The following is a 26,316-nucleotide window of genomic DNA, read 5'->3' on the forward strand; positions in this document are numbered from 1 at the left end:
CATACGGCAAACAATACTGGTCCAAATTTCCCTATGCGTATTAAATAAAGTTTGATAATTAAAACAAATTAATTGACAAAAATAAAAAATGAACATATGATACTCTTAAAAGTTGCACACAGGAAACATTTATTCGTTTGGTAAAAAACTATTAAAATAAGAGGAGAATAGGCGATGTATGAAAATTTGCTACTTGCTTTTGGTTTAACCCTATTCGCAGGTCTTGCAACTGGAATCGGAAGTTTAATTTCGCTGTTTACATCAACAACTAATACAAAGTTCCTCTCATTAACTCTCGGCTTTTCTGCAGGGGTTATGATTTATGTATCCATGATAGAGATCTTCGTCAAAGCGAAAGATGCTCTTGTTTCCGAAATGGGACCACAATTAGGAAACTGGGTCACAGTTGGAGGATTTTTCGGGGGAATGCTCCTTATTGCTTTAATTGACAAATTTGTGCCTGAAAGTAGTAATCCTCATGAAGTTAAGAAAGTAGAAGATATGAATCTTTCTTCCGAAGAAGCTGAAAAGGCATCTTTATTAAAAATGGGAACATTCACGGCTCTTGCAATTGGTATTCACAATTTTCCTGAAGGCATTGCGACATTCACCTCTGCTTTACAGGATCCAGGATTAGGAATAGCAATTGCAGTTGCGGTGGCAATTCATAATATTCCTGAAGGCATTGCAGTTGCGGTGCCCGTGTATTTCGCAACTGGAGACAAAAAAAGAGCATTTAAGCTCTCTTTTCTCTCTGGATTAGCTGAGCCGATTGGCGCAATTGTAGCGTTCATTATTCTAATGCCTTTTTTAAATGATATTATGTTTGGGATAATTTTTGCTGCAGTAGCAGGGATTATGGTGTTTATTTCTCTTGATGAATTACTTCCTGCATCAAAGAGATATGATAGTGGCCATTTATCCATCTATGGGCTAATTGCAGGAATGGCTGTAATGGCCCTAAGTCTTTTGTTATTTATTTAAAGCAATAAAATCAATGATGACATTCATCCAGTAGCATTGCCGAACTTACATTATTATTGTAGAATAACTTTCTCTTTTGTTACTTTCTTAATCCAATTTCTATCTACTATATATCCAATCCCAGGCTGTTTTGGGACGGCAATGCAACCATTTTCGATTGTTACTTCCGGGGTAATGACATCCTTTGACCAATATCTCGAAGATGCAGAAATATCCCCTGGTATTGTAAAATTCGGAAGACTTGCTAACGCAATATTATGAGCTCTTGAAATGCCTGTTTCAAGCATTCCTCCACACCAGACAGGAATTTCATGAGACATACATAAGTTATGAATTCGAATAGCCTCAGTAATACCGCCAACGCGCCCAATCTTAATATTCATCACTCGACAGCTTCCCAGCTCAATCGCCTTACGGGCATCCTCAACAGTAGTAATACTTTCATCTAAGCAAATCGGAGTAATGATTTCTTTTTGTAACTTTGAATGGTCAACTATATCCTCTTCTCCCAAAGGCTGTTCAATCATCATTAATCCAAATTCATCTAGTGCTTTTAACTTCTCGATATCACGTAAAGTATACGCCGAATTAGCATCCACCATTAATGGTACAGTGGGGAATTCCCTTCTAATTTGTGTAAGAACGTTATAATCCATGCCTGGTTTAATTTTAATTTTTATCCTCTTGTATCCTTCGTCATTATGTTCTTTTATCTTATGCAAGACTTGTTCAATAGAATTGATGCTGACGACTACACCAGAGTCAATCGTGTCCCTTGTCCCACCAATCACTTTAGAAAGCGGTAACCCTTGTTTTTTGGCATATAGATCCCATAGAGCCATGTCAATACTTGCTTTTGCCATATGATTTCGTTTTACAAATTGAAAGCTTTCCTGTAGTTGCTCCGGATGTTCAATAACTTGTTTTAAAATGTGGGGAACTAAAAAGTCTGTTAGCATATGCCAGCTAGTTTTTATTGTTTCTTCTGTATACCAAGGTGACGAAAAGGCAACAACCTCCCCCCATCCTACTGCACCATCGGAATCCTCTAACTCGACTAGAATACTCTCCCTCTCACTAACTTTTCCTGCACTAGACACAAAAGGTGATAATAGGTTTTGTTCGATAAGATGTAGGGTAACTTTTTTAATTGTAATCATTCTCTATTATCCGCCTTTAGTAGCTCCATTAATTTGCGTCTCATCAGTTTGTTAGACGCATTGCGTGGGAGCTGATTCACAAAATAAATGGCTGTTGGAACCTTATACTTAGCAATCCGTTCCTTACAAAATGTGATGATTTCTTCTTCACTAATCATGCTCGCATCATCTATCTTCACAAAAGCAACAGGGACCTGTCCCCATTTTGCATCTTCAACACCAGTAACACCTGCTTCGATTATGTGTGGATGACCTAATAAAGTAGCTTCAATTTCAGCAGGATAAATATTCTCGCCACCCGATATAATAAGATCCGAACGTCTATCCATCACAAACAGAAATCCATCATCATCTACATATCCTATATCTCCGGTATAAAACCAGCCATTAACAATAGAGGCTTTTGTTGCGTCGCTTCGATTCAAATATCCCTTCGTAACATTAGGTGCTTTTACTAAAATTTCCCCAATCTCATTTGGGTTAGCCTTCCTTCCATCCTTCTCAATTCTAATCTGTACTGGAAAAAGAGGTTTTCCCGCAGAGCCTAACTTTGAAATGCTATATTCGGGAGCTAATGTCACAACCTGTGAGGCAGTTTCCGTCATACCATATGTTTGGAATACGGGTACATTGTGTTTTATACACTCCTCTAGCAATGGTTTTGGTGCTGGTCCACCTCCTAATAGCATACACCTAAATGTTTCAGGATAACTCCTGTTCTCTAAGTCCTTTAACATTCTTGTTAGCATGACACTGACAATAGACATAATCGTGACACCCTGATATAAAATCGCATGGTTTGCTTTCTTTTGATCAAAACCGTCATGTACAATAGCTGGAATCCCATATATAACGCTTCGGTAGAGGATCGACAACCCACTAATATGAAACATAGGAACAGTTAAAAGCCAACAATCGTCTTGATGTAACCCTAAGTTCAAACTAGATCCAATCGCACTCCACCAATGATTTCCGTATGTATGGATGACCCCTTTAGGCTTGCCTGTTGTACCTGATGTATACATAATTGTATCAACTGCATCAAGAGAAAACGTCTCTTGTATCGTACATTTTTTTTCAGGTAATACTTGAATGTCTTTAATCAGTAAAGTATGAAAATCGCTTACCTTTTCTACAAGTTGGTCTTCTGTAATAATTACCTTCGCACTAGAATCGTTGATTTGAAATGCTAGTTCATTACTTGTCAACTTAACATTAAGTAATACAGTAACAGCTCCTATGTATTTCAAAGCGTGTATTATTTCAATCATCTCAATACTATTTTTCATAAGTACTGCAACTACATCATCCTTATTAATACCTGCAGATGTTAATTGATTTGCCATTTTCTCTACCCGATTGTGCAGTGCAAGAAAAGACACTTCTGTTTGTTCCATTTTAACTGCAATTCGATTCGGTGTTAGGAAGGAACGTTGTTTGAGCCAATTAGGTATTTCTGTTGTATTCATGTACGTTTCAAACCCCTTATGCCGTAATAATGTAAAAAACAGCTTGATGAAGGATTCACCAAGCTGTAATCAAATGCTCCTAGGCGTAATTGCGCCAAGTTTTTTAGGCCCACATACGGTGGGTCATGATGAAGTTGCCACAGGCTATGGCGTTCTTAGTCTTCGAGGCAATGCTCGAAAAATTCCTTAAAAATCTGAGATATCCCCCGGAGGCTTAGCTTTATCCAGTTAGGGTCCTCCTCTGTTTGGAATGCATTACAACGCCCCTAAAAGAAAGTGGTACAACCCTGAATAAAGTTATTAAGGGAAACGCGGGAATTGCTTAAAGTCCGGCTTACGCTTTTCTTTAAACGAATCGCGTCCTTCCTTCGCTTCATCTGTTGTGTAATACAGAAGTGTAGCATCCCCAGCAAATTGTTGAAGACCTGCTAAACCATCCGTATCAGCGTTCATCGCAGCTTTTAAGAAACGAAGTGCAGTTGGGCTCTTATCAAGCATTTCTTCACACCATTGTATTGTTTCCTCTTCAAGTTTTTCTAAAGGAACAACGGTATTTACAAGACCCATATCCAATGCTTCTTGTGCATTATATTGACGACATAGGTACCATATTTCACGAGCCTTCTTATGTCCTACAATACGTGCAAGATATCCAGAACCATAACCTGCATCAAAGCTTCCCACTTTCGGACCTGTTTGTCCAAAAATGGCATTATCCGCAGCAATTGTTAAATCACAAACAATATGTAAAACATGCCCACCACCAATTGCATAACCTGAAACCATTGCAACAACTGGTTTAGGAATTACACGAATCAATCGTTGTAAATCCAGAACATTCAAGCGTGGAATTTGGTCTTCTCCAACATACCCACCGTGTCCTCTTACCTTTTGGTCACCTCCGGAACAGAATGCTTCATCTCCTGCACCAGCAAGAACGATAACTCCAATATTTGAATCGTCCCTTGCATATGCAAAAGCATCAATCATTTCTGTTACCGTTTTTGGAGTAAAGGCATTTCTAACTTCTGGACGGTTTATTGTTATTTTAGCGATGCCATTGTATGTTTCATATAAAATCTCATCATACTTGCGTTCGGCAACCCATTCAACTGTAGCCATTAGCTTGTCCTCCTTTATGTTGTTTGTAAGTAGTGATCAAACTGTTTGTTGATCAAAAACAAACTCATTTACTATTTTACCAAAAATATCTGGTTGTTCCACATGAATTGCATGACCAGCATTTTTTATTTTCTTCACGCTTGCATGATACATGCTAGAATTCATCTGTTCGGCGATGTTACAAAACTTTGAATCAAGTCCTCCACAAAGTAATAATGTTGGAATTGAAAGTTCTGATAACCGATGCCAATACGAAGGTTGAGCACCAGTTCCCATCCCTCGAAGGCTATTTGCTAAGCCCTTTGGATTATTTCTCAAACGTTGTTTCCGGATTTCTAATTGTTTTTCTTTTGATAGTAACCTTTGTGACGAAAATAGAGGGATAGTTTCCCAGTAGTCCACAAAACTTTTTATACCCTCTAGAACAATTTGTCTTGCTAATTGTTCGTCAGATTGTAATCGTAGAAACCTTTCTTCCTCCGTTCGTAAACCAGGAGAACTACTCTCAAGAATCAAGTTCTCAACCCTCGATTGATGTAGAATTGCTGTTGCTAAAGCTAGTCTGCCTCCCATAGAGTACCCAACAATTGTTACTTTTGGGATATCTAGTTGATCAAGAATTTGAATAATATCTTGAGCAACATGAGGAATAGAGTATCTATGAAAATCCGTTGGCGAATCTGTTTTACCATGTCCAATGATATCTATCAATACACATGTATAGTGATTTTTTAGGCTATCAGCTACCTGTTTCCAATTTGATATACTCCCCGTAAATCCATGAAGAAATAGTAAGGGCATCCCATTTCCGACAACTTTAACATGGTAATTGACTCCATGTGATGAAATAAACATAGTTTTATTGTTCCTCATTTAAATAATGATATATTTCCTGGGAAACATTATTCCACAATTTTCGATGAATCATGACATTTTCTTTTCTGTCAGATTTCACTTCAACAACTGTTAGCCCTTTGTTAGAAAGTGAAGTTAGGATCGTCTCCTTGAATTCTGTCCAATTTGTAACACTTATAAAGTTTCCTCCATACATTTTGACCGCATGCTCATAATCAAGACCGATAGGAGTACCAAATAGCGTCTCAAAGTGTTTTTCTTCTGCTGACTGAGGTAAGAATGAGAAGATACCGCCACCATCATTATTAATTAACACTATGGTAATGTTTAAATTATGCTGTTTTGCTGCTAACAATCCATTTAAGTCGTGATAAAAGGATAAATCCCCAATCACTAAAACGGTATGTTGGTGTTTTGAGCTAACTCCAATGGCTGTTGAAACAAGTCCATCAATTCCATTAGCACCACGATTTGCAAGTACTTTTATTGACTTCTCATTGTTTGTAAAGAAAGTATCTAAATCGCGGATAGGCATACTATTTCCAACAAACAATGTTGAATTCTTTGGTAAAATTTCTTGTAGTTCTGAAAAAACCTTTCCTTCAAATAAAGCTTCTTCCGTATGTACAGCGCTTAAATTCTGTTTCGTAATCTCATTTACTGTTATCCAAGCGTTTACCCAACTAGGATTATTTCTTTTTTGTATCCGCGCAACTACTTTGTTACAAAAATCAATTTCATCACAATACACCATATCTGTTGCTGATAGGGTTGGGTCTCGCCATCCACCATCGCCATCGACAATAATCTGTGTTGAGTCCTTGTGCTTTTGAATATATTGGAGTAATGACTTTGATACAGGCATCGCTCCAAAACGTATAATCACATCGGGAGAAAATCGATTTCGAAAATGCTCGTCCCGTAAAAATGCATCATATCCTTCTAGAACAAATGATTTCACATGTTCCCCACTCCGAAGTTGTGAAAGCGGATCAGCAAGAATCGGGAACTGGAGAGCCTCTGCCAAGTCTACGACGGCTTGTCCAAATTCATCATCAAAATGGGCACCACACACAATAATTCCTTTTTTTCCATTATTAATAAGTTCGATAATATGATGGGTATGTTCTTCACTCATTTTCGGTGTTCCAACAACTAAATTGATATTTTTCGTTGAGTAGTTTTCGTTTGAACACCATAAGTTATCTATCTCCAAATCGGGTATCAGCGGTTCACGAAACGGAAAATTCAAGTGAACAGGTCCTGCAGGTGCTGACAACGCTGTTCCAGCAGCTCTTCCCGCTACTGTGCGTACATATGACAGCATTTGCTCAGACTCTTCAGGTAGAGCCATTTCCACAAACCACTTTGCAAAATTCCCATAAAGCTGGTTTTGATTGATTGCTTGAGGAGCTCCTACGTCACGCAACTCATGAGGACGATCTGCCGTTAATACAATTAAAGGCACTCTTGAATGATAGGCCTCAACGATTGCCGGATAATAATTAGCTGCTGCTGTTCCAGAGGTACATAGGATGGCAACTGGCTTCTTTGTTGCCTTTGCAACTCCTAATGCATAAAACGCGGAAGAACGTTCATCTATATTCACTGTGATATTCATTTTCGGATGCTCGGCCATTAAAATTGCCATTGGTGTAGAACGAGAACCAGGACTTACAATCGTCTCGGTTACTCCTACACGGACAAGTTCATCAACAAATGAGGCCACATATCGAGTTAATGCATGATTATTCATTATCTAAGCCTCCTAGAGCAGACAGCATTGGTGTAAATTTAATCATTGTTTCCTTATATTCACTTTCCGGCTCGGAATCCCCAACAATTCCACAGCCAGCAAATAAGGAAGCTTTCTCTTCATTTAGTAAACCTGACCTTATCGCAACAGCAAACTCACCATTATCTTTTGAATCTAACCAACCTACTGGACTTCCATACCAACCTCTATCCAAAATCTCTAACTCACGAATAATTTCAATCGCTTTTTGCTTTGGCTGTCCCCCAAGTGCTGGTGTAGGGTGTAGGCGACCTACCATTGTGAGCAACGAAATATTTTGCTTCGCAATTCCTTTTACAGGTGTATATAAATGTTGGATATCCCTCATTTTCAAGATTCCAGGATGAGATGGTGCTGATATACTTGTGCATGAATTTTCCATCGCTTTTTTTATCATTTGTACGACAACATCATGCTCATGTAAATTTTTCGAATCACCGAGTAGCTCATCCTCTAGCTTTTCATCTTCAGAAGTTGTTTTTCCACGACGAATAGAACCAGCCAAACATGTTGTTAGGAATTCTTCACCTTTTTTCTTAATAAGCCTCTCAGGTGAAGCTCCAATAAAGCAGGATTCACCATATTCAATTGCAAATAAATAACTCATTGGTTGTTCTTCTTTTAGGCGAGCAAGCACTTGGCTTGCTTGAATTTTATTTTCAAAATGTAATTTAATCTCCCTGGCTAAAACAACCTTCTCAACCTCACCAGATTGAACCTTTTTAGCAGCATCGCGTACGGACTCCATCCACTCAGCAGGCTCAATTTCTTCCTTTGTAAAAGATGAGGTATGTTGAAACCTGTTCTCTTCTTCAAAGAGCAGCTTTAGCTGTTCCAAGCTAATTTCCGTACTAGAAGCTCCTGAAGGCTCACAGATAATATTCCTAGTGAGGAATGTCTTTCCCTTGTAAACTGATAGCATAATTGTGGGTAAAACAAATTTTGCATCATCAAAATTATTCCACAGAGCTGTCCTCTGTTTTAAAGGATCAAAAGAGAATCCTCCCATTAAAATAGGACCAGTCGAATAAGGGTGATTATTATCAACAATCATTTGATTTTTTATAAGGCTTTTCCACTTGTCTTCTACAATTTCAAAGTGTTCTGTAGATTGATTAACACTAATCGAAAAGGCTTCCCCAAGTCCGACGATAATTGTATCATTTGTAGGATTGGACCAAAAGCATCGCGTTTGAAAAGGCACCTTTTTTCCGACAGAAAAGAACAATAGGGGGTCAATGCTCTGTATTTCTGTCACCTGACTTACAAGTACAGGCTTGGAAAGCTCCTTTGCACGGATGATTCCTTGCTTTATGTAATCTTTCAAGTTTTTTTGTTGTATCATGACCAACTTTTATCCCCCCGACATTTGTTGCTACTTTATTTTTTCAATAAAATATGTAAGTATAGTATATCATTTACTCCAAGAATTACTGTGATAAAAATCCTAGAGAGGTATCCAAAACTTTCTTAAACATATACCTCATTATCACCAGATGTCAACAAACTTGATTCTACCATACACTAACGGATAATGACTACTTACTTCCTATTATAAGTATTTTTAGGTTTGGTTAGTCGGGGTTATGTCCGATTTGTAGGCTATTCGAACTGTGTGTCCATGACTTTGACTGTGGACTTTCTACGTCCCTTTTGTCTGTGCTTTCGTTTCCCTTATACGTTTCATTCTAGGTACCAATATTCAGGAGATGTTTTGCTACATTAAACCATTGACAGTGCTTGTCTAATTCACTAAACTTTATTGTGGATATACATGACTTGACGTGAGAGGAGAAGGTAATTATGCAAACAGGGCTTCAGTCAAATCAGAAGTTATCTAAGCCTTCAAATAGGTTTCAAGTATGGTGGAGACTTATGCGCCCACATACACTTACAGCATCATTTGTTCCAGTCATTTTAGGAACGGTTCTTGCATTTCCTGAAACAGAAATCAATCTACCTCTATTTTTGGTCATGTTATTGGCCTGCCTTCTTATTCAAGCAGCAACTAATATGATAAATGAATATTTTGATTACAAACGTGGACTAGATACTGCTGAATCAGTTGGAATTGGTGGAACCATTGTAAGGGACGGAGTGAAACCAAAGGTAATTTTAAACCTTGCATTCATATTCTTTGGAGTTTCAATGTTACTAGGAGTATATATTTGTTTAAATAGTAGCTGGTGGTTGGCGTTGATTGGTACCATTTGCATGTCAATTGGATACTTTTATACTGGTGGACCACTCCCGATTTCTTCCACACCTTTCGGAGAACTTGCATCAGGCTTTTTTATGGGTCTAATCATTATTTTACTATCATTTTTCATTCAAACTGGTACAGTTACTACAGTTAGTGTGTTAATCGCTTTACCTATTATGATTCTTGTAGGGGCAATTAATATGTCTAACAATATTAGGGACTTGGATGGGGATAAAAAGAATGGTCGTAGAACTCTACCGATATTATTAGGAAGAGAAAAATCCATTAAGTTCTTAGCTTTTCTTTTTACCATTTCATACTTATGGATAATTTTATTAACTTTTGCTGGTATTTCCCCTCTATGGAGTCTACTAGTTTTAGTTAGTATTCCTAAGGCTGTTCAAGCTGTGAAAGGGTTTGTTGGCAAATCAGAGCCAATTCAAATGATGCCTGCAATGAAAGCAACTGCTCAGACGAATACTTTCTTTGGATTTTTATTATCAATTGGTTTGTTTATTAGCTACTTCTTTTAAAAAACACGATTTTATATCGTGTTTTTTTATTTTTAGCTATGTTTAAGGCTAGATGAGCTGATTTAGTGGCATGGCTACAAAATACATCGACCGATATTTATGTTAGTTTCAATTTCTTGATAGTATCCAACATAGAATTAATCATGTAATGGTTAGCAAAATGATAGTTGAAAGTAGCTTATGTTCTATATACGTAACATATGATAAAATTAGACTGTGAGAATTTACCGAGGTTATTATATGTTATAAAATTCTTTGGAGGCGATTGCTCTATGGAAAAAAGAAGAAAATGGTGGAGCATAAGTCTACTAAAATATAGTAGTTCTGTGCGTATTTATTATTTTCTAACTTTGATTTTAATGATATTTGGGAGTAATGTTATCTTTAAGGCGTATTTTATGCTACCTGATATTGATTGGAAACTTTTTTCATCTATAGTAATTATTTTTGCATTCATATACACTCTTACACGTTGTATTAAAAAAGTGAAGAAAGAGTACGAAGAAAAAGAACTTGGTTATTAAACTATATCGTACTTTACTTGAGGGAACCTTTTTATATGGTTCCCTTTTCTGTTTGCATAAAACAACAATATTATTTAACATTCGGTTTTCATTGTCCAGCTCCAGGCGCCAACGGCTCTTTGGTCTAAGCCAGTCGCTTCAGAAGGTAAAATACACCTTCTGTCAGCGCTTTTCTTATACTTGTCGCCAATAAAGTACGCTTTATGGTTTTCTTAATCATACAAGCACTTTTTTACATTTATGATTTTTGTGTTTATGTAAATAATACATAACAAGATTAGTTACGAAAGTTATTATGGAAGGAGTGCTTTACATGTTAACGAATGAGCAATTATCAACCTTCCGTTCACAGTTGATAAAGGCAAAAAAAGAGGTTGAAGAGCAGTTAAGAGATGGTGATCATTTTGATTTAGAACAAGGTCATTTTCATGAATCCGTTGGAGAACTTTCCTCTTATGATAACCATCCTGGAGATGAGGCTACCGAATTATATGAGAGAGAGAAAGACATAGCATTAAATGAACATGTCGAAAAAGAACTAGAGGATATTAATTATGCCTTACAGGCTATTCAAGAAGGAACCTATGGTACATGTCAAAAATGCGGTAAAGACATCCCATTTGACCGTTTAGATGCAATTCCAACCACTACCTATTGTGTTGAACACAGTCCAACACAGGTTGTTTCTCATAACCGACCTATAGAGGAAGGGGTTTTGATGCCTCCGTTTGGAAAGTTTGAATTAGATGAAGAAGATGAGTCAGTGAGTTTTGATGCAGAGGATTCGTGGCAGGAAGTAGCACGATACGGAACATCTGAATCCCCTTCTGACCTAACTGATTCTGTTGATCACTACAATGAGGCTTTCATTGAATCTGGAGAAAATGTTGGTTATGTGGAAGATTACGAAAACTTTGTTGCAACTGATATTGAAGGTAAGGAAATAATCATCTATCCAAACAATCAACATGAACGTTATGAAGACGCGCTAGATGAAGAAGGACTAATGACGATATTTGGAGACCTCCCTCCGTACGAAAAGGAACCATATACCGAGGATGAAGCTGAAGACAAGTAAAAACTAGATAAAGAACAAAAAGGCAGTGGAGATTCACTGCCTTTTACTTTACTTCTTAGGCTTTAAGATAAGTCTATATCCATCCTTTTTATACCTTTCCCTATCATTGTATGTGATATGATATTTACCTGTTGTCCAATCATTGATTTGATCATGGTAAAATTTACTCAATACATGACCCGATTGCCCTGGGCCAACAACATTATAGCTTTGAGAAAGGTTTGATAGGTCCGTTACCGATCTCCACGCAGCTCCATGTGTCACTAAACCTGTTTTCTTATTGAAACTAGCCGCTGCAACGGTTATAGCACTTCCACCTATTGGGGTTGTTCCATTACTATTAAATAAATAATGCAAGGGTTTGATTGCAGACAATGGATGTTTAAATGGAACTTGGTGAAACTCACCCCATACCCATTTGCTTGGATTGTCTCCTTGTTGCTCCACTGCAAAATCTACTGCTCGTTGGAAGGACTTCAATGTTACCTCCTCCAACCCACCAGCTTCTGTTAACCAAATTCCTTCTTTACCTTTTACAGCGTTCCGAATCATTTCGTCTACAATTTGCCCTTTCCCTTCAAACAGTTTATCAATATCTTGTGGAATTGAGTCTTCAAACATAATATTCGCAAACTGTTCCATCCATTTATGAAATACTAACGGCTGTCCTGCCTCTATGCCATCTATATAGTCCCATGCTTCTAATTGTTTGATTACATCGATATCAATATCTCGAAGCTGTGCTTCCTTAGAAGATAAAACATTCAATAATAAAGGAACAAACTCCTCTGCTTGTAAATTATGGTGATCAAATTGAAGTTCAAGCATATCCTCTGTGGTGAAGACATCCTTACTTGTTAGTACATCACGAATCCTCTGTTGTCGGTATGGTTGAGCCCATGTGTTGGTTATATGGTACGGATACTCATCCGTAACAATTTTGTTATTAGCGGTTGAGATGAAGCCCTCATCTGGATTTACAATCGTCGGTAATTCCTCCCATGGAATAAACCCTTCCCATTCATATTCATCCGTCCAACCAGGGACAGGTAATGTGCTGTCACCATTTTTGCGTATAGGGATTAAACCATTTGCACGATAAGCAATTGTCCCGTCTGTCGCTGCAAAGACAAAATTTTGTGCTGGAGTATGAAACCTTGTTAGTGCCTCTTTGAATTCCTCCCAATTCTTAGCTTTATTAAATAGAAGTACTGCTTCCAATTCTGTCGAAGGATCCAAAGCTGTCCACCTTAATGATAAGGCAGTATCTTCCTGATGATCATGGGTGAATTCTGAGATGATTGGTCCATGTCGTGTAATTTGAACTTGATAAGGAATCGTTTCACCATCTTTGACCTTTATCGGCTCTTCAATGACGGTTGCTTCCTCCCATTTTCCCATATATTCAAATTGATTAGGATTACTTGGATTTCTCTTTTCAATATATAAATCCTGTACATCTGGTCCAACATTTGTTACTCCCCATGCAATATGCTGGTTACGTCCTAAAATAATCCCCGGAACCCCAGCAAATATGACACCACTCACATCCATCTCATCCGTTTGCAAATGTGTTTCATACCAAATAGATGGAGTGGCCAGACCTAAATGAGGATCATCCGCAAGTATGGGTAGACCTGATTCAGTTTTATCACCGCTTATGACCCAGTTATTACTTCCATTAAACTCATTTGGAAAAGGAGCCTTTGCAATACTTTTTGTAATGTCTAATGGATTGTCTTTTATAGCCTGAAGTACAGTTGCACCATTATCTGGATATGCAGGAAATAACTCTAGCACTTTTTCTTCAGAAACATGCTGTGCCATATAGTATCTGAATGCTTGCCCTTTATAATGTCCACCTAAATCATAGGCCATATATTTTCCAATCGTTAGTGAATCAATTGGACTCCATTCCACTGGTTCATATCCAGCTAGAGTAAATTCAGTAGGTAAGGTGCCCTTTTCTTTAGCTTCTCTAATAAAAGCATTTACACCATCGGCATATGTCTTTAACACAACCTGTGCCTCTTCAGAATACCCTTCAAAAGAAATTTCTGCTGCCCTACGTAAACCAAGGGTTCGAAAGTATTTATCCTGCTCGATCAATGATTCTCCAATTACTTCGCTTAACTCACCAGAAGCCTGTCTACGACTTAAATCCATTTGAAATAAGCGGTCCTGTGCCGTAACGTACCCTTGTGCAAAATATAAGTCATGCTCGTTATTTGCAAGTACATGTGGTACTCCATTCGAATCACGTAATACCTCTACTTCTTCGGTTACCCCTTCTACAAGAATCTCTCCTTCTATAACAGGTAAACTTTTTCTCAAAAATAAATAACCTGCTGCAATAGCTGAAACTAGAAGAAATGCAGCCACTATTCCAATTGTGAAAAGGGCTTTCCATCGTTTCTTCCTTGGCCATATCCTTTTTTTAACGGCTACATCTGGCTTCATAAGGTCCTCCTATCAATCATTATATCAAGAAAATTCTAAATATATTATAATATTCTTGTTTGTATTTGTCATTTAAATCCAGTCCCTTCTATTCGACATACTTCTTCCTCCAAGGGAATAATTTTCAACTTCTTTAGTCAGTCATAAAGGAAGATACTATTGTAATGGAGAATTACAAGTATATAAACATCTTTTTTTAGAAAGGAAGAAGACGTAATGAATGCACATGAGATTGAGTATAAGCTGTATGGAGATGACATGCAGTTTGTCGAGATAGAATTAGATCCACAAGAAAGTGTCATAGCTGAAGCAGGGGCTATGATGATGATGGAAGATGGTATATCGATGGAAACTATCTTTGGAGACGGATCAGACTCCAATGGTGGAGGTCTATTAGGAAAGCTTTTTGGTGCTGGGAAGCGAGTTCTAACAGGTGAAAGTCTATTTATGACTGTATTTACTAACAGCCATAGCGGAAAGAAACATGTTTCTTTTGCAGCCCCTTACCCGGGTAAAATAATTCCAATTGACTTAAGTGAGCTAGGGGGAAAAGTCATTTGTCAAAAGGATTCATTTCTTTGCGCGGCAAAAGGTGTATCAGTTGGAATCGATTTTCAACGGAAATTAGGTACTGGCTTTTTTGGTGGAGAAGGCTTCATCATGCAGAAATTAGAGGGAGATGGCCTTGCCTTTCTGCATGCGGGAGGAACAATTCATAAAAGGGTGTTAGAGCCAGGTGAAGTGTTACGAATTGATACGGGTTGTCTCGTAGGAATGACCAAAGAAGTGGATTACAATATTGAATTTGTAGGTAAAGTTAAAACAGCATTCTTTGGTGGTGAAGGATTATTTTATGCAACAGTAAGGGGACCTGGAGCTGTGTGGGTACAATCACTGCCATTTAGCCGTCTAGCAGATCGTATCTTCGCAAGTGCACCTAAGAATGGAGGAAGCACTGGTGAAGGAAGTATTCTAGGAGGAATCGGTAATTTGTTAAATGGTGATAACAGATAGCAAGAATAATTAAAGGTTTATCTGGGAGGATAATAAATGGAGGTGTAGAAGGTGAAACGTGAAGATGAAACTAACAGCGTGAAGCGCGATGCTCCATTATTTGATGCTCCTGATGATAAAATTTTAGCATTTGATATGTTTCGAGGAATATCCCCTGGAATATTTTCAGACGTTGATTTAAATAACCCAGGAAAAAAAATAGAAGACGATATCCTGGATCAAGACTAAAACACCTGGCAACAGGTGTTTTTGCATTCCTACAATTCCATTTTAGGGAGCAGTAGTAATGAAGAGAAAGGAGTACGATTAGAACGAAAACAAAGCACAAAACAGCTAAAAAACTGAAAGAACAAAAGCGCAAGCGTCTTGAAAGTAAACGCCCACTAAAGGCTGCCACGTCTTGTGGCAAACGCGGACGTCAGCACATTCCTCGAAAATGCTATGCATTTTCTTCGTGCGATGATTATGCTATCGAAGCTTCCCTTGTCCTGTGCATCCGACAAGCATAAGACTAAACGGCGAGAAGGTTGCTCTTTGACCTTCTTGACGGATTGGCTTATGACCTCGAGGGACTAGGCGCTGGAGCTAGATGTAGATAAACCCATTTATAACTTATCATAAGGTTGAATTTTTTAATTTCCTAAACAATAAAAAAAACGCTATGAGATATTCTCATAACGCTTGATGACCCGTACGGGATTCGAACCCGTGTTACCGCCGTGAAAGGGCGGTGTCTTAACCGCTTGACCAACGGGCCAGATTAATAAGATTGCTAGATTATTGAATATATAAATCACATGGCGGAGAAGGAGGGATTTGAACCCTCGCGCCGCTTACGCGACCTACACCCTTAGCAGGGGCGCCTCTTCAGCCACTTGAGTACTTCCCCAAAAAAAATGGCTCCACAGGCAGGATTCGAACCTGCGACCGATCGGTTAACAGCCGATAGCTCTACCACTGAGCTACTGTGGAATAAAATATGGTGGGCCTAAATGGACTCGAACCATCGACCTCACGCTTATCAGGCGTGCGCTCTAACCAGCTGAGCTATAGGCCCATTGATTTAAAAATATGGAGCGGGTGATGAGAATCGAACTCACGACATCAGCTTGGAAGGCTGAGGTTTTACCATTAAACTACACCCGCATAAAAATAATATAAGATATTTTATTCAACTAAAGCCTACGGATAATATATGGGGCGACTGATGGGAATCGAACCCACGAATGTCGGAACCACAATCCGATGCGTTAACCACTTCGCCACAATCGCCATTAAGTTTAGTAAAATATGGTGGCTCAGGACGGAATCGAACCGCCGACACAAGGATTTTCAGTCCTTTGCTCTACCGACTGAGCTACTGAGCCAACAAAATAATTAATATGGCGGTCCCGACCGGGATCGAACCGGCGATCTCCTGCGTGACAGGCAGGCATGTTAACCGCTACACCACGGGACCATTTGGTTGCGGGGACAGGATTTGAACCTGCGACCTTCGGGTTATGAGCCCGACGAGCTACCAGACTGCTCCACCCCGCGATAATAAGAATTATAAATTGTACTGTATGCGCCAAGCTTCTAATGACTGTCCCTTCCTCTGCTAGCCTAAGCAGGAAGTTTATCCGTCGGGACAACTCGCAGTTTATTCGACGAAGCAATGCTCGTTGCTCCACCCCGCGAAAATAAGAATTATAAGTCATTAAGTAAATATGGCGGAGGAAGAGGGATTCGAACCCCCGCGGGCTTTAACACCCCTGTCGGTTTTCAAGACCGATCCCTTCAGCCGGACTTGGGTATTCCTCCGTATAAGAAAGTTGAAAATGGTGGACCTTGTAGGACTCGAACCTACGACCGGACGGTTATGAGCCGTCTGCTCTAACCAGCTGAGCTAAAGGTCCTCTAGTATTTAAAATGGTAGCGGCGGAGGGGATCGAACCCCCGACCTCACGGGTATGAACCGTACGCTCTAGCCAGCTGAGCTACACCGCCATAATTAAGAATACTGTTAAGGTTTTTGGTGGAGCCTAGCGGGATCGAACCGCTGACCTCCTGCGTGCAAGGCAGGCGCTCTCCCAGCTGAGCTAAGGCCCCAAAACATTATTATTTAGATGGTCGGGAAGACAGGATTCGAACCTGCGACCCCTTGGTCCCAAACCAAGTGCTCTACCAAGCTGAGCTACTTCCCGTAATGGCGCGCCCGAAAGGAGTCGAACCCATAACCTTCTGATCCGTAGTCAGACGCTCTATCCAATTGAGCTACGGGCGCATTACTTATTAATATGGTGCCGAGGACCGGAATCGAACCGGTACGGTAGTCACCTACCGCAGGATTTTAAGTCCTGTGCGTCTGCCAGTTCCGCCACCCCGGCATTTAAAATGAAGTTCTGGAGCGGAAGACGGGATTCGAACCCGCGACCCCCACCTTGGCAAGGTGGTGTTCTACCACTGAACTACTTCCGCATAATGCGGGTGAAGGGACTCGAACCCCCACGTCAAAGACACTAGATCCTAAGTCTAGCGCGTCTGCCAATTCCGCCACACCCGCATATTAATTAAAATGGTGAGCCATGAAGGACTCGAACCTTCGACCCTCTGATTAAAAGTCAGATGCTCTACCAACTGAGCTAATGGCTCTCACAAATGGTGCCGGCGATAGGAGTCGAACCCACGACCTACTGATTACAAGTCAGTTGCTCTACCAACTGAGCTACACCGGCATATTATATAGGTAGTACATATGGTGGAGGATGACGGGATCGAACCGCCGACCCCCTGCTTGTAAGGCAGGTGCTCTCCCAGCTGAGCTAATCCTCCATCTCTTCCAACCTAGCGACGTCCTACTCTCACAGGGACAAAGTCCCAACTACCATCGGCGCTGAGAAGCTTAACTTCCGTGTTCGGTATGGGAACGGGTGTGACCTCTTCGCTATCGTCACTAGATAAAGTAGAGACAAGATATATTATACTATCTTTTCTACAAAAATCAAGAAGAATTTTTCATTTCTTCAAAACTAGATAACATAATTTCATTCATTGAAATGATTTGGTTAAGTCCTCGATCGATTAGTATCAGTCAGCTACACATGTCACCATGCTTACACCTCTGACCTATCAACCTCGTCATCTTCGAGGGATCTTACTAGTTTAACACTATGGGAAATCTCATCTTGAGGGGGGCTTCATGCTTAGATGCTTTCAGCACTTATCCCTTCCACACATAGCTACCCAGCGATGCCCTTGGCAGAACAACTGGTACACCAGCGGTGTGTCCATCCCGGTCCTCTCGTACTAAGGACAGCTCCTCTCAAATTTCCTACGCCCACGACGGATAGGGACCGAACTGTCTCACGACGTTCTGAACCCAGCTCGCGTACCGCTTTAATGGGCGAACAGCCCAACCCTTGGGACCGACTACAGCCCCAGGATGCGATGAGCCGACATCGAGGTGCCAAACCTCCCCGTCGATGTGGACTCTTGGGGGAGATAAGCCTGTTATCCCCGGGGTAGCTTTTATCCGTTGAGCGATGGCCCTTCCATGCGGAACCACCGGATCACTAAGCCCGACTTTCGTCCCTGCTCGACTTGTAGGTCTCGCAGTCAAGCTCCCTTGTGCCTTTACACTCTACGAATGATTTCCAACCATTCTGAGGGAACCTTTGGGCGCCTCCGTTACTTTTTAGGAGGCGACCGCCCCAGTCAAACTGCCCACCTGACACTGTCTCCAAGGCCGATAAGGCCTTCGGGTTAGAATTTCAATACAGCCAGGGTAGTATCCCACCGACGCCTCCACCGAAGCTAGCGCTCCGGCTTCCAAGGCTCCTACCTATCCTGTACAAGCTGTACCAAAATTCAATATCAGGCTGCAGTAAAGCTCCACGGGGTCTTTCCGTCCTGTCGCGGGTAACCTGCATCTTCACAGGTACTATAATTTCACCGAGTCTCTCGTTGAGACAGTGCCCAGATCGTTACACCTTTCGTGCGGGTCAGAACTTACCTGACAAGGAATTTCGCTACCTTAGGACCGTTATAGTTACGGCCGCCGTTTACTGGGGCTTCGATTCAGAGCTTCGCTTAGAGCTAACCCCTCCTCTTAACCTTCCAGCACCGGGCAGGTGTCAGCCCCTATACTTCGCCTTGCGGCTTCGCAGAGACCTGTGTTTTTGCTAAACAGTCGCCTGGGCCTATTCACTGCGGCTTTTCAGGGCTATTCACCCTAAAAAGCACCCCTTCTCCCGAAGTTACGGGGTCATTTTGCCGAGTTCCTTAACGAGAGTTCTCTCGATCACCTTAGGATTCTCTCCTCGCCTACCTGTGTCGGTTTGCGGTACGGGCACCATTTACCTCGCTAGAAGCTTTTCTTGGCAGTGTGGAATCAGGAACTTCGGTACTATATTTCCCTCGCCATCACAGCTCAACCTTCGCGGTAAGCGGATTTGCCTACTTACCAGTCTAACTGCTTGGACGCGCATATCCAACAGCGCGCTTACCCTATCCTCCTGCGTCCCTCCATCGCTCAAACGGTAAAGAGGTGGTACAGGAATATCAACCTGTTGTCCATCGCCTACGCCTTTCGGCCTCGGCTTAGGTCCCGACTAACCCTGAGCGGACGAGCCTTCCTCAGGAAACCTTAGGCATTCGGTGGAGGGGATTCTCACCCCTCTTTCGCTACTCATACCGGCATTCTCACTTCTAAGCGCTCCACCAGTCCTTCCGGTCTGACTTCGCTGCACTTAGAACGCTCTCCTACCATTGTTCGTAAGAACAATCCACAGCTTCGGTGATACGTTTAGCCCCGGTACATTTTCGGCGCAGAGTCACTCGACCAGTGAGCTATTACGCACTCTTTAAATGGTGGCTGCTTCTAAGCCAACATCCTGGTTGTCTAAGCAACTCCACATCCTTTTCCACTTAACGTATACTTTGGGACCTTAGCTGGTGGTCTGGGCTGTTTCCCTCTTGACTACGGATCTTATCACTCGCAGTCTGACTCCCGAGAATCAAGTCTTTGGCATTCGGAGTTTGACTGAATTCGGTAACCCGATGAGGGCCCCTAGTCCAATCAGTGCTCTACCTCCAAGACTCTATACTCGAGGCTAGCCCTAAAGCTATTTCGGAGAGAACCAGCTATCTCCAAGTTCGATTGGAATTTCTCCGCTACCCACACCTCATCCCCGCACTTTTCAACGTGCGTGGGTTCGGGCCTCCATTCAGTGTTACCTGAACTTCACCCTGGACATGGGTAGATCACCTGGTTTCGGGTCTACGACCACGTACTATTTCGCCCTATTCAGACTCGCTTTCGCTGCGGCTCCGTCTCTTCAACTTAACCTTGCACGGGATCGTAACTCGCCGGTTCATTCTACAAAAGGCACGCCATCACACATAAATGTGCTTTGACTACTTGTAGGCACACGGTTTCAGGTTCTATTTCACTCCCCTTCCGGGGTGCTTTTCACCTTTCCCTCACGGTACTGGTTCACTATCGGTCACTAGGGAGTATTTAGCCTTGGGAGATGGTCCTCCCAGCTTCCGACGGGATTTCTCGTGTCCCGCCGTACTCAGGATCCACTCAAGAGAGAACGAAGTTTCGACTACAGGGTTGTTACCTTCTCTGACGGACCTTTCCAGGTCGCTTCGTCTACTCCGTTCTTTTGTAACTCCGTATAGAGTGTCCTACAACCCCAAGAGGCAAGCCTCTTGGTTTGGGCTATCTTCCGTTTCGCTCGCCGCTACTCAGGAAATCGCGTTTGCTTTCTCTTCCTCCGGGTACTAAGATGTTTCAGTTCCCCGGGTCTACCTTCTCATACCCTATGAATTCAGGTATGGATACTACCCCATTACGGGCAGTGGGTTTCCCCATTCGGAAATCTTCGGATCAATGCTTACTTACAGCTCCCCGAAGCATATCGGTGTTAGTACCGTCCTTCATCGGCTCCTAGTGCCAAGGCATCCACCGTGCGCCCTTCATAACTTAACCTATTCGGCTTTGATAAGCGTCGAATCTCTTTGTCACCGCTGTCGTCATCATCCTCACGTACCCTAAAGTACGCTCCGGTGATTCCTCCATCGGTTCCTCGACCTTCTCGCTTCTCGTTCACCTTTAAGTTTTAAAGAACTTTACTTACTTCAATGAATGTTTTGTTACGTTATCTAGTTTTCAAGGAACGAGGCTACTGACTTCAATCACATCGTGATTAATCATCAGTGTTTCGGCATCATGCTGCCTTGCGCTGAGGAATCAATCATCTTCGATTCATCTTGTAGACGCAAGCGCAATGATTTTTGCAACAAGCAAAAATCTACCTTTGAGAGAAAAAGCACTCTCAAAACTGACCACAATACAAAGCGTCTTTTTATGAAGTTCGTAGAACTTCTAATGTCTAGTTACGGCTCCTAGCCTCTCGAGGTTGCTTCACTTCTTCTGTCAAAGTCTATTGACTTTTCCGACAGAAGCTCCAGCACTTGTCGAGGCTGTACAGTCGCCTTCACTTTTCGACTTTTTCCTTAGAAAGGAGGTGATCCAGCCGCACCTTCCGATACGGCTACCTTGTTACGACTTCACCCCAATCATCTGTCCCACCTTAGGCGGCTGGCTCCTTACGGTTACCCCACCGACTTCGGGTGTTACAAACTCTCGTGGTGTGACGGGCGGTGTGTACAAGGCCCGGGAACGTATTCACCGCGGCATGCTGATCCGCGATTACTAGCGATTCCGGCTTCATGCAGGCGAGTTGCAGCCTGCAATCCGAACTGAGAATGGTTTTATGGGATTTGCTTAACCTCGCGGTTTCGCTGCCCTTTGTACCATCCATTGTAGCACGTGTGTAGCCCAGGTCATAAGGGGCATGATGATTTGACGTCATCCCCACCTTCCTCCGGTTTGTCACCGGCAGTCACCTTAGAGTGCCCAACTGAATGCTGGCAACTAAGATCAAGGGTTGCGCTCGTTGCGGGACTTAACCCAACATCTCACGACACGAGCTGACGACAACCATGCACCACCTGTCACCATGTCCCCGAAGGGAAAGCCCTATCTCTAGAGTTGTCATGGGATGTCAAGACCTGGTAAGGTTCTTCGCGTTGCTTCGAATTAAACCACATGCTCCACCGCTTGTGCGGGCCCCCGTCAATTCCTTTGAGTTTCAGTCTTGCGACCGTACTCCCCAGGCGGAGTGCTTAATGCGTTTGCTGCAGCACTAAAGGGCGGAAACCCTCTAACACTTAGCACTCATCGTTTACGGCGTGGACTACCAGGGTATCTAATCCTGTTCGCTCCCCACGCTTTCGCGCCTCAGCGTCAGTTACAGACCAGAGAGCCGCCTTCGCCACTGGTGTTCCTCCACATCTCTACGCATTTCACCGCTACACGTGGAATTCCGCTCTCCTCTTCTGCACTCAAGTCCCCCAGTTTCCAATGACCCTCCACGGTTGAGCCGTGGGCTTTCACATCAGACTTAAAGGACCGCCTGCGCGCGCTTTACGCCCAATAATTCCGGATAACGCTTGCCACCTACGTATTACCGCGGCTGCTGGCACGTAGTTAGCCGTGGCTTTCTGGTTAGGTACCGTCAAGGTACCGCCCTATTCGAACGGTACTTGTTCTTCCCTAACAACAGAGCTTTACGACCCGAAGGCCTTCATCGCTCACGCGGCGTTGCTCCGTCAGACTTTCGTCCATTGCGGAAGATTCCCTACTGCTGCCTCCCGTAGGAGTCTGGGCCGTGTCTCAGTCCCAGTGTGGCCGATCACCCTCTCAGGTCGGCTACGCATCGTCGCCTTGGTGAGCCGTTACCTCACCAACTAGCTAATGCGCCGCGGGTCCATCTGTAAGTGATAGCTAAAAGCCATCTTTTAATATAAGACCATGTGGTCTTATATGTTATCCGGTATTAGCTCCGGTTTCCCGAAGTTATCCCAGTCTTACAGGCAGGTTACCCACGTGTTACTCACCCGTCCGCCGCTAATCTTTGGGAGCAAGCTCCCAAAGATCCGCTCGACTTGCATGTATTAGGCACGCCGCCAGCGTTCATCCTGAGCCAGGATCAAACTCTCCAATAAGAGTATTGATTGCTCAATAATTTGTTACTTAGAATTAAAACGTTGACGCTTGTATTGTGTTCAGTTTTCAAAGAACTTTTTAATCTGTCGCCCCGAAGCGACTTTTCTAATATAACATTTTCGTTAATGAGTGTCAACACTTTTTGAAAACTTTTTTCTGTTAGCACTCTTTAATTTGTCGCTTGTTTTGGCGACGAAGATTAATATATCATGTATTATTTTTAATTTCAATACTTTTTTAGAAAAAGTTTTTCATTTAAATAAGTTAATACACTTTAGCTTTCGATTTAATCTTAGATTGTTTTTATTATACATGTAATAGTTTTTCTATTATATAGTAGCTCCATTCTTCCTTCAAGTCAGGTTACTATTAACTCTATTACTTTCTATATCGATGTACGTAAATTCTCTATTATTTTAATCATAATTACTAGAATCGGTCATATATTTTACTAAAGAGTCTAGGAAGGAGGAAATGTGTTGTTTTTTGAATTTCTTAAAGCTTTTGGAATGCTTTTATCATTATCCATGTGTTTATTCTTATTTTCTTATGTATATATTGAGGGTTTAAAAATTAGTAATAATGAGGGAAAAATAGAAGTAAGTACTTTTATTACATTTGTTTCTTCTATCATTTTAGCCTTTGTTTTTAGCTTTTTTGCTAGTTCATTTTATTAAAATTGAGTTTCTCCTATTTGATGCTGACGTTCCTCCATAATTGGAACGTCAGTTTTTTTGGTTTTTTTTAAAAAATTTTATATTAAGATGAAAGACGGGGATTGTTTAATCGTCTAATTTATAAAGCAACTTTGTTAAGGGGGTTCACTGATTGGATCGAGTTTGCCAGATTGAGGAATGGTTTTACAAATATGGTGATGATGTTTATAACTATCTGATTTATTATACTGGTTCGTTAGATGTTGAGGATCTTGTCCAAGAAGTTTTTTTGAAAGCGTTAAAGTCATTATCTTCCTTTGAAGAACGTGCAAATCCTAAAACATGGTTACTATCAATTGCTAGAAACTTGGTAATCGATATAAGTCGCCGGAAAAAATTACTTTCATTCTTATCTTTAAGCGTAGTGTCAAATAAGCAATTACAAATTGATACCTCAAATCCTATAACAACTATAGTCTCTAACGAAGTTCTTTTAGAAATACACAGTACTATCCTTTCCCTTAGAAAGTCTTATATGGATGTGCTTGTTTCGCGCCTCATTTTAGAACTAAGCGTTGAAGAAACTGCTTCTATATTAAGTTGGTCAACTAGCAAAGTTTCATTAACTTACCATCGAGCTATTAAAGCTTTACAAAAGAGTCTCAAACAAAACTACGAAAGGAATGAAGCAGACTATGAAGGAATCTTACCTAAGTAAAGAGAGTAAATTTCCCAAACATAAGCTAAATCAAGAACAAAGGTCTCGTATCATTTCAACTATTAGCTTAGCAGGTCTCAGAAAGAATCATTATAAAAATCTTATTCCTTTATTTACGGGTGTAGTTATTCTTTTTCTTGCAATTGTGATTGGCAGTTACTCCTATCATTCCATTTTTATAAAAGAAAATAGAATTGCAAGTAATCCCTCTTCATTTACAATTAAACTTCCTTGTGAAATCTTAATTGAAGAACAGGAAGGGAACCATATTTTTCTGAAGGAAGGAACCGTTGTTGGTGGGGTTACCAAAATAGATGAAACAGAAAAACAACTACTTTTATCACAGCCAGGGATATATGAGAAGAATGCAATTGAAGACTTCAAGGAACCGACACAACGAGTTCTTATTCATGTGAAACAAATGCACGCCATACAAACTATCCATTATCTTATAGAACCCTCCGGAAAGAACATAATCTATGATTTATATTTTCACGCGAATACTCCTGGTTATTTTGGGACAATAGATTACAATACAGACATTGAGATGATTCACGAAATTGCTAAAACATTTCAGATTAAATAATATTCTTTCATTTCTAAAGCCTTTATTATGTTTTTGTCCTATTCACACTTACTATGAATTATTTGGTAAAAGTTGAAAATACTACAACTATGAATATAAAGGCTTGGAGGAAGAGGAATGAAAAAGTGTTTATTAGTTGGAGCTATCCTAGGATTCCAGCTGTCGTTCTTTTCGTTTGGGGTATCTGCAGAAGTTACTCCTACTGACTTACAGCAATACACGAACGAAACTGGTTTATCCGAGGATGAGCTCGAGGATTATTTGGCAGTTTACGATCTGTCTTTGAAGGACTTCGAAAATGTGAATGAATTGGTATCCTATCTAGGAGAACCAGTCAATTCGGAGACCATTCAAACTCTATTAGCAAAACACAACATTGATAAAGAAGAATTACATCATATCCTAGGTGGTTTTGGTGAATCTGTAGAAGACTACTTATTCATAAAAGATCTAGAGACCACAGTTGATTTTTATGTGAATCATGCAGAAGTTCTAGTAGAAGCTGAGAGAATGCTTTCAGAGATTGGATTAACACAAGATGAAATTGATGGTCTATTTCTTCATTTTTTAAGTCTAAATGATTTGAATCTGGAAGAGAAAATGAAGTCTATCAGCTCTAACTTAGAGCATTACTTTTCGTACAATGATTCAGAAGGGCTAACATCTGAACAGCAAAAAGAACTTCTTGTTATGTATGATAAAATGATTGAAATATTCGAATTACAGCCTAGATACTATTTACTTACAGATGGAGCAAAACAAGCAATTGCTTATAATCAACTTCTTGAAAAGGAATCCCTTGACGGTGCAGAACTCTTAGTTGAGCTATATAGAGCAAATGACGAATATCTTTTAGATCTTAAAGTGTCGGAGGAAATGCTTGCATCAGACTTTATTATTGAGCGTGGTGAGAAACTTCTGACTGTCGCTACTCTTGCAACCGAAATGAGTGTCAAGGTTCAAGGTAATAAGCTCCCTACAACTGCAAATCCATATATCAACCTTTTAATAGTAGGAGCTTTACTTATTATTATTGGTGTAAGTACAGTTTTCATTAATCGAAAATACGCCTAAATGGAAAAAAGCCATGTCTATCAATT

The 26,316-nt window shown here is 40.9% G+C and carries 17 protein-coding genes, 21 tRNA genes and 3 rRNA genes; 10 read left to right on the forward strand and 31 right to left on the reverse strand.

Features of this window, described 5'->3' with window-relative positions; all coding sequences use genetic code 11:
* Window positions 1-174 precede the first annotated feature (174 nt).
* Window positions 175-984, forward strand: a complete 810-nt coding sequence (gene zupT, locus ACWNMY_RS05915; RefSeq protein ID WP_449537343.1) for a zinc transporter ZupT — start codon at window positions 175-177, stop codon at window positions 982-984.
* A gap of 53 nt (window positions 985-1,037) precedes the next feature.
* On the opposite strand, the gene menC is transcribed toward zupT, so the two are convergent.
* From menC to ACWNMY_RS05945, 6 genes are all read right to left on the reverse strand, one after another.
* The gene (gene menC, locus ACWNMY_RS05920) at window positions 1,038-2,141 is read right to left on the reverse strand and encodes an o-succinylbenzoate synthase (RefSeq protein ID WP_449538400.1); all 1,104 of its coding nucleotides are present in this window, start codon (window positions 2,139-2,141) and stop codon (window positions 1,038-1,040) included.
* Window positions 2,141-3,613, reverse strand: a complete 1,473-nt coding sequence (locus tag ACWNMY_RS05925) for an o-succinylbenzoate--CoA ligase (RefSeq protein ID WP_449537344.1) — start codon at window positions 3,611-3,613, stop codon at window positions 2,141-2,143. The genes menC and ACWNMY_RS05925 overlap by 1 nt, the downstream gene beginning before the upstream one ends.
* Window positions 3,614-3,913: 300 nt before the next feature.
* Window positions 3,914-4,735 (reverse strand): 1,4-dihydroxy-2-naphthoyl-CoA synthase, encoded by an 822-nt coding sequence (gene menB, locus ACWNMY_RS05930; protein WP_449537345.1) that lies wholly within the window; start codon window positions 4,733-4,735, stop codon window positions 3,914-3,916.
* A gap of 36 nt (window positions 4,736-4,771) precedes the next feature.
* On the reverse strand, window positions 4,772-5,590 hold the full coding sequence (menH, locus tag ACWNMY_RS05935) for a 2-succinyl-6-hydroxy-2,4-cyclohexadiene-1-carboxylate synthase (protein WP_449537346.1): 819 nt from the start codon (window positions 5,588-5,590) through the stop codon (window positions 4,772-4,774).
* 4 nt (window positions 5,591-5,594) lie between these two features.
* Window positions 5,595-7,346 (reverse strand): 2-succinyl-5-enolpyruvyl-6-hydroxy-3-cyclohexene-1-carboxylic-acid synthase, encoded by a 1,752-nt coding sequence (menD, locus tag ACWNMY_RS05940; RefSeq protein WP_449537347.1) that lies wholly within the window; start codon window positions 7,344-7,346, stop codon window positions 5,595-5,597.
* Window positions 7,339-8,730, reverse strand: a complete 1,392-nt coding sequence (locus ACWNMY_RS05945) for an isochorismate synthase (protein WP_449537348.1) — start codon at window positions 8,728-8,730, stop codon at window positions 7,339-7,341. The genes menD and ACWNMY_RS05945 overlap by 8 nt, the downstream gene beginning before the upstream one ends.
* 458 nt (window positions 8,731-9,188) lie before the next feature.
* On the opposite strand from ACWNMY_RS05945, the gene ACWNMY_RS05950 reads away from it, so the two are divergent.
* From ACWNMY_RS05950 to ACWNMY_RS05960, 3 genes are all read left to right on the forward strand, one after another.
* Window positions 9,189-10,121 (forward strand): 1,4-dihydroxy-2-naphthoate polyprenyltransferase, encoded by a 933-nt coding sequence (locus ACWNMY_RS05950; protein ID WP_449537349.1) that lies wholly within the window; start codon window positions 9,189-9,191, stop codon window positions 10,119-10,121.
* 272 nt (window positions 10,122-10,393) lie between these two features.
* Window positions 10,394-10,645 carry a hypothetical protein gene (locus tag ACWNMY_RS05955; protein WP_449537350.1) on the forward strand — a complete coding sequence of 84 codons (252 nt, stop codon included), beginning with the start codon at window positions 10,394-10,396 and terminating at the stop codon, window positions 10,643-10,645.
* Between the two features lie 313 nt (window positions 10,646-10,958).
* Window positions 10,959-11,723: a yteA family sporulation protein gene (locus ACWNMY_RS05960; protein ID WP_449537351.1), complete on the forward strand. Its 765-nt coding sequence runs from the start codon at window positions 10,959-10,961 to the stop codon at window positions 11,721-11,723.
* A 48-nt stretch (window positions 11,724-11,771) separates the two neighbouring features.
* On the opposite strand, the gene ACWNMY_RS05965 is transcribed toward ACWNMY_RS05960, so the two are convergent.
* Window positions 11,772-14,183 carry a penicillin acylase family protein gene (locus tag ACWNMY_RS05965; protein ID WP_449537352.1) on the reverse strand — a complete coding sequence of 804 codons (2,412 nt, stop codon included), beginning with the start codon at window positions 14,181-14,183 and terminating at the stop codon, window positions 11,772-11,774.
* Window positions 14,184-14,399: 216 nt separating this feature from the next.
* Between ACWNMY_RS05965 and ACWNMY_RS05970 the strand changes: the two genes are divergently transcribed.
* Together ACWNMY_RS05970 and ACWNMY_RS05975 are read left to right on the forward strand one after the other, a co-directional pair.
* The gene (locus ACWNMY_RS05970) at window positions 14,400-15,197 is read left to right on the forward strand and encodes a TIGR00266 family protein (protein ID WP_449537353.1); all 798 of its coding nucleotides are present in this window, start codon (window positions 14,400-14,402) and stop codon (window positions 15,195-15,197) included.
* A 51-nt stretch (window positions 15,198-15,248) separates the two neighbouring features.
* Window positions 15,249-15,425 carry a hypothetical protein gene (locus tag ACWNMY_RS05975; protein WP_449537354.1) on the forward strand — a complete coding sequence of 59 codons (177 nt, stop codon included), beginning with the start codon at window positions 15,249-15,251 and terminating at the stop codon, window positions 15,423-15,425.
* Window positions 15,426-15,882: 457 nt separating this feature from the next.
* On the opposite strand, the gene ACWNMY_RS05980 is transcribed toward ACWNMY_RS05975, so the two are convergent.
* From ACWNMY_RS05980 to ACWNMY_RS06095, 24 genes are all read right to left on the reverse strand, one after another.
* Window positions 15,883-15,954 (reverse strand) — tRNA-Glu (locus tag ACWNMY_RS05980).
* Between the two features lie 41 nt (window positions 15,955-15,995).
* A tRNA-Ser gene (locus tag ACWNMY_RS05985) sits at window positions 15,996-16,086 on the reverse strand.
* A gap of 8 nt (window positions 16,087-16,094) precedes the next feature.
* Window positions 16,095-16,169 (reverse strand) — tRNA-Asn (locus ACWNMY_RS05990).
* Between the two features lie 8 nt (window positions 16,170-16,177).
* Window positions 16,178-16,254 (reverse strand) — tRNA-Ile (locus tag ACWNMY_RS05995).
* A 15-nt stretch (window positions 16,255-16,269) separates the two neighbouring features.
* Window positions 16,270-16,343 (reverse strand) — tRNA-Gly (locus ACWNMY_RS06000).
* Between the two features lie 50 nt (window positions 16,344-16,393).
* A tRNA-His gene (locus ACWNMY_RS06005) sits at window positions 16,394-16,469 on the reverse strand.
* Window positions 16,470-16,488: 19 nt separating this feature from the next.
* A tRNA-Phe gene (locus ACWNMY_RS06010) sits at window positions 16,489-16,564 on the reverse strand.
* A gap of 16 nt (window positions 16,565-16,580) precedes the next feature.
* A tRNA-Asp gene (locus ACWNMY_RS06015) sits at window positions 16,581-16,656 on the reverse strand.
* A gap of 3 nt (window positions 16,657-16,659) precedes the next feature.
* Window positions 16,660-16,736 (reverse strand) — tRNA-Met (locus ACWNMY_RS06020).
* 171 nt (window positions 16,737-16,907) lie between these two features.
* Window positions 16,908-17,000 (reverse strand) — tRNA-Ser (locus ACWNMY_RS06025).
* An 18-nt stretch (window positions 17,001-17,018) separates the two neighbouring features.
* Window positions 17,019-17,095 (reverse strand) — tRNA-Ile (locus tag ACWNMY_RS06030).
* A 14-nt stretch (window positions 17,096-17,109) separates the two neighbouring features.
* A tRNA-Met gene (locus ACWNMY_RS06035) sits at window positions 17,110-17,186 on the reverse strand.
* A gap of 26 nt (window positions 17,187-17,212) precedes the next feature.
* Window positions 17,213-17,288: transfer RNA gene (locus ACWNMY_RS06040), tRNA-Ala, on the reverse strand.
* 18 nt (window positions 17,289-17,306) lie between these two features.
* Window positions 17,307-17,383, reverse strand: a tRNA-Pro gene (locus ACWNMY_RS06045).
* A gap of 3 nt (window positions 17,384-17,386) precedes the next feature.
* Window positions 17,387-17,463: transfer RNA gene (locus ACWNMY_RS06050), tRNA-Arg, on the reverse strand.
* 14 nt (window positions 17,464-17,477) lie between these two features.
* A tRNA-Leu gene (locus ACWNMY_RS06055) sits at window positions 17,478-17,566 on the reverse strand.
* 16 nt (window positions 17,567-17,582) lie between these two features.
* Window positions 17,583-17,657, reverse strand: a tRNA-Gly gene (locus ACWNMY_RS06060).
* A 4-nt stretch (window positions 17,658-17,661) separates the two neighbouring features.
* Window positions 17,662-17,742 (reverse strand) — tRNA-Leu (locus ACWNMY_RS06065).
* Window positions 17,743-17,755: 13 nt separating this feature from the next.
* Window positions 17,756-17,831, reverse strand: a tRNA-Lys gene (locus ACWNMY_RS06070).
* A gap of 7 nt (window positions 17,832-17,838) precedes the next feature.
* Window positions 17,839-17,914 (reverse strand) — tRNA-Thr (locus tag ACWNMY_RS06075).
* A 21-nt stretch (window positions 17,915-17,935) separates the two neighbouring features.
* Window positions 17,936-18,011: transfer RNA gene (locus ACWNMY_RS06080), tRNA-Val, on the reverse strand.
* Between the two features lie 10 nt (window positions 18,012-18,021).
* A 5S ribosomal RNA gene (gene rrf, locus ACWNMY_RS06085) occupies window positions 18,022-18,137 on the reverse strand.
* Between the two features lie 103 nt (window positions 18,138-18,240).
* Window positions 18,241-21,174 (reverse strand): 23S ribosomal RNA (locus tag ACWNMY_RS06090).
* A gap of 531 nt (window positions 21,175-21,705) precedes the next feature.
* A 16S ribosomal RNA gene (locus ACWNMY_RS06095) occupies window positions 21,706-23,255 on the reverse strand.
* Together the 16S, 23S and 5S rRNA genes with 21 tRNA genes alongside form the textbook arrangement of a ribosomal RNA operon.
* Before the next feature lie 480 nt (window positions 23,256-23,735).
* Here ACWNMY_RS06095 and ACWNMY_RS06100 point away from each other — a divergent pair.
* The 4 genes from ACWNMY_RS06100 (at window position 23,736) to ACWNMY_RS06115 (ending at window position 26,290) form a co-directional block, all read left to right on the forward strand.
* On the forward strand, window positions 23,736-23,933 hold the full coding sequence (locus tag ACWNMY_RS06100; RefSeq protein WP_449537355.1) for a hypothetical protein: 198 nt from the start codon (window positions 23,736-23,738) through the stop codon (window positions 23,931-23,933).
* 151 nt (window positions 23,934-24,084) lie between these two features.
* Window positions 24,085-24,630, forward strand: coding sequence for an RNA polymerase sigma factor (locus ACWNMY_RS06105; protein ID WP_449537356.1), 546 nt, complete (start codon window positions 24,085-24,087; stop codon window positions 24,628-24,630).
* Window positions 24,608-25,216 carry a hypothetical protein gene (locus ACWNMY_RS06110; RefSeq protein ID WP_449537357.1) on the forward strand — a complete coding sequence of 203 codons (609 nt, stop codon included), beginning with the start codon at window positions 24,608-24,610 and terminating at the stop codon, window positions 25,214-25,216. Before ACWNMY_RS06105 ends, ACWNMY_RS06110 begins: the two co-directional genes overlap by 23 nt.
* A 117-nt stretch (window positions 25,217-25,333) precedes the next feature.
* On the forward strand, window positions 25,334-26,290 hold the full coding sequence (locus ACWNMY_RS06115; protein WP_449537358.1) for a processed acidic surface protein: 957 nt from the start codon (window positions 25,334-25,336) through the stop codon (window positions 26,288-26,290).
* The last annotated feature ends 26 nt before the right edge of the window (window positions 26,291-26,316 follow it).

The sequence above is a fragment of the Ferdinandcohnia sp. Marseille-Q9671 genome (assembly GCF_976954385.1).

Excerpts from the sequence above, each read along its gene's own strand:
- zupT (WP_449537343.1), top strand. The coding sequence starts at position 175 with ATGTATGAAAATTTGCTACTTGCTTTTGGTTTAACCCTATTCGCAGGT.
- ACWNMY_RS05925 (WP_449537344.1), bottom strand. The coding sequence starts at position 3,613 with ATGAATACAACAGAAATACCTAATTGGCTCAAACAACGTTCCTTCCTA.
- menB (WP_449537345.1), bottom strand. The coding sequence starts at position 4,735 with ATGGCTACAGTTGAATGGGTTGCCGAACGCAAGTATGATGAGATTTTA.
- menH (WP_449537346.1), bottom strand. The coding sequence starts at position 5,590 with ATGTTTATTTCATCACATGGAGTCAATTACCATGTTAAAGTTGTCGGA.
- menD (WP_449537347.1), bottom strand. The coding sequence starts at position 7,346 with ATGAATAATCATGCATTAACTCGATATGTGGCCTCATTTGTTGATGAA.
- ACWNMY_RS05945 (WP_449537348.1), bottom strand. The coding sequence starts at position 8,730 with ATGATACAACAAAAAAACTTGAAAGATTACATAAAGCAAGGAATCATC.
- ACWNMY_RS05950 (WP_449537349.1), top strand. The coding sequence starts at position 9,189 with ATGCAAACAGGGCTTCAGTCAAATCAGAAGTTATCTAAGCCTTCAAAT.
- ACWNMY_RS05955 (WP_449537350.1), top strand. The coding sequence starts at position 10,394 with ATGGAAAAAAGAAGAAAATGGTGGAGCATAAGTCTACTAAAATATAGT.
- ACWNMY_RS05960 (WP_449537351.1), top strand. The coding sequence starts at position 10,959 with ATGTTAACGAATGAGCAATTATCAACCTTCCGTTCACAGTTGATAAAG.
- ACWNMY_RS05965 (WP_449537352.1), bottom strand. The coding sequence starts at position 14,183 with ATGAAGCCAGATGTAGCCGTTAAAAAAAGGATATGGCCAAGGAAGAAA.
- ACWNMY_RS05970 (WP_449537353.1), top strand. The coding sequence starts at position 14,400 with ATGAATGCACATGAGATTGAGTATAAGCTGTATGGAGATGACATGCAG.
- ACWNMY_RS06110 (WP_449537357.1), top strand. The coding sequence starts at position 24,608 with ATGAAGGAATCTTACCTAAGTAAAGAGAGTAAATTTCCCAAACATAAG.
- ACWNMY_RS06115 (WP_449537358.1), top strand. The coding sequence starts at position 25,334 with ATGAAAAAGTGTTTATTAGTTGGAGCTATCCTAGGATTCCAGCTGTCG.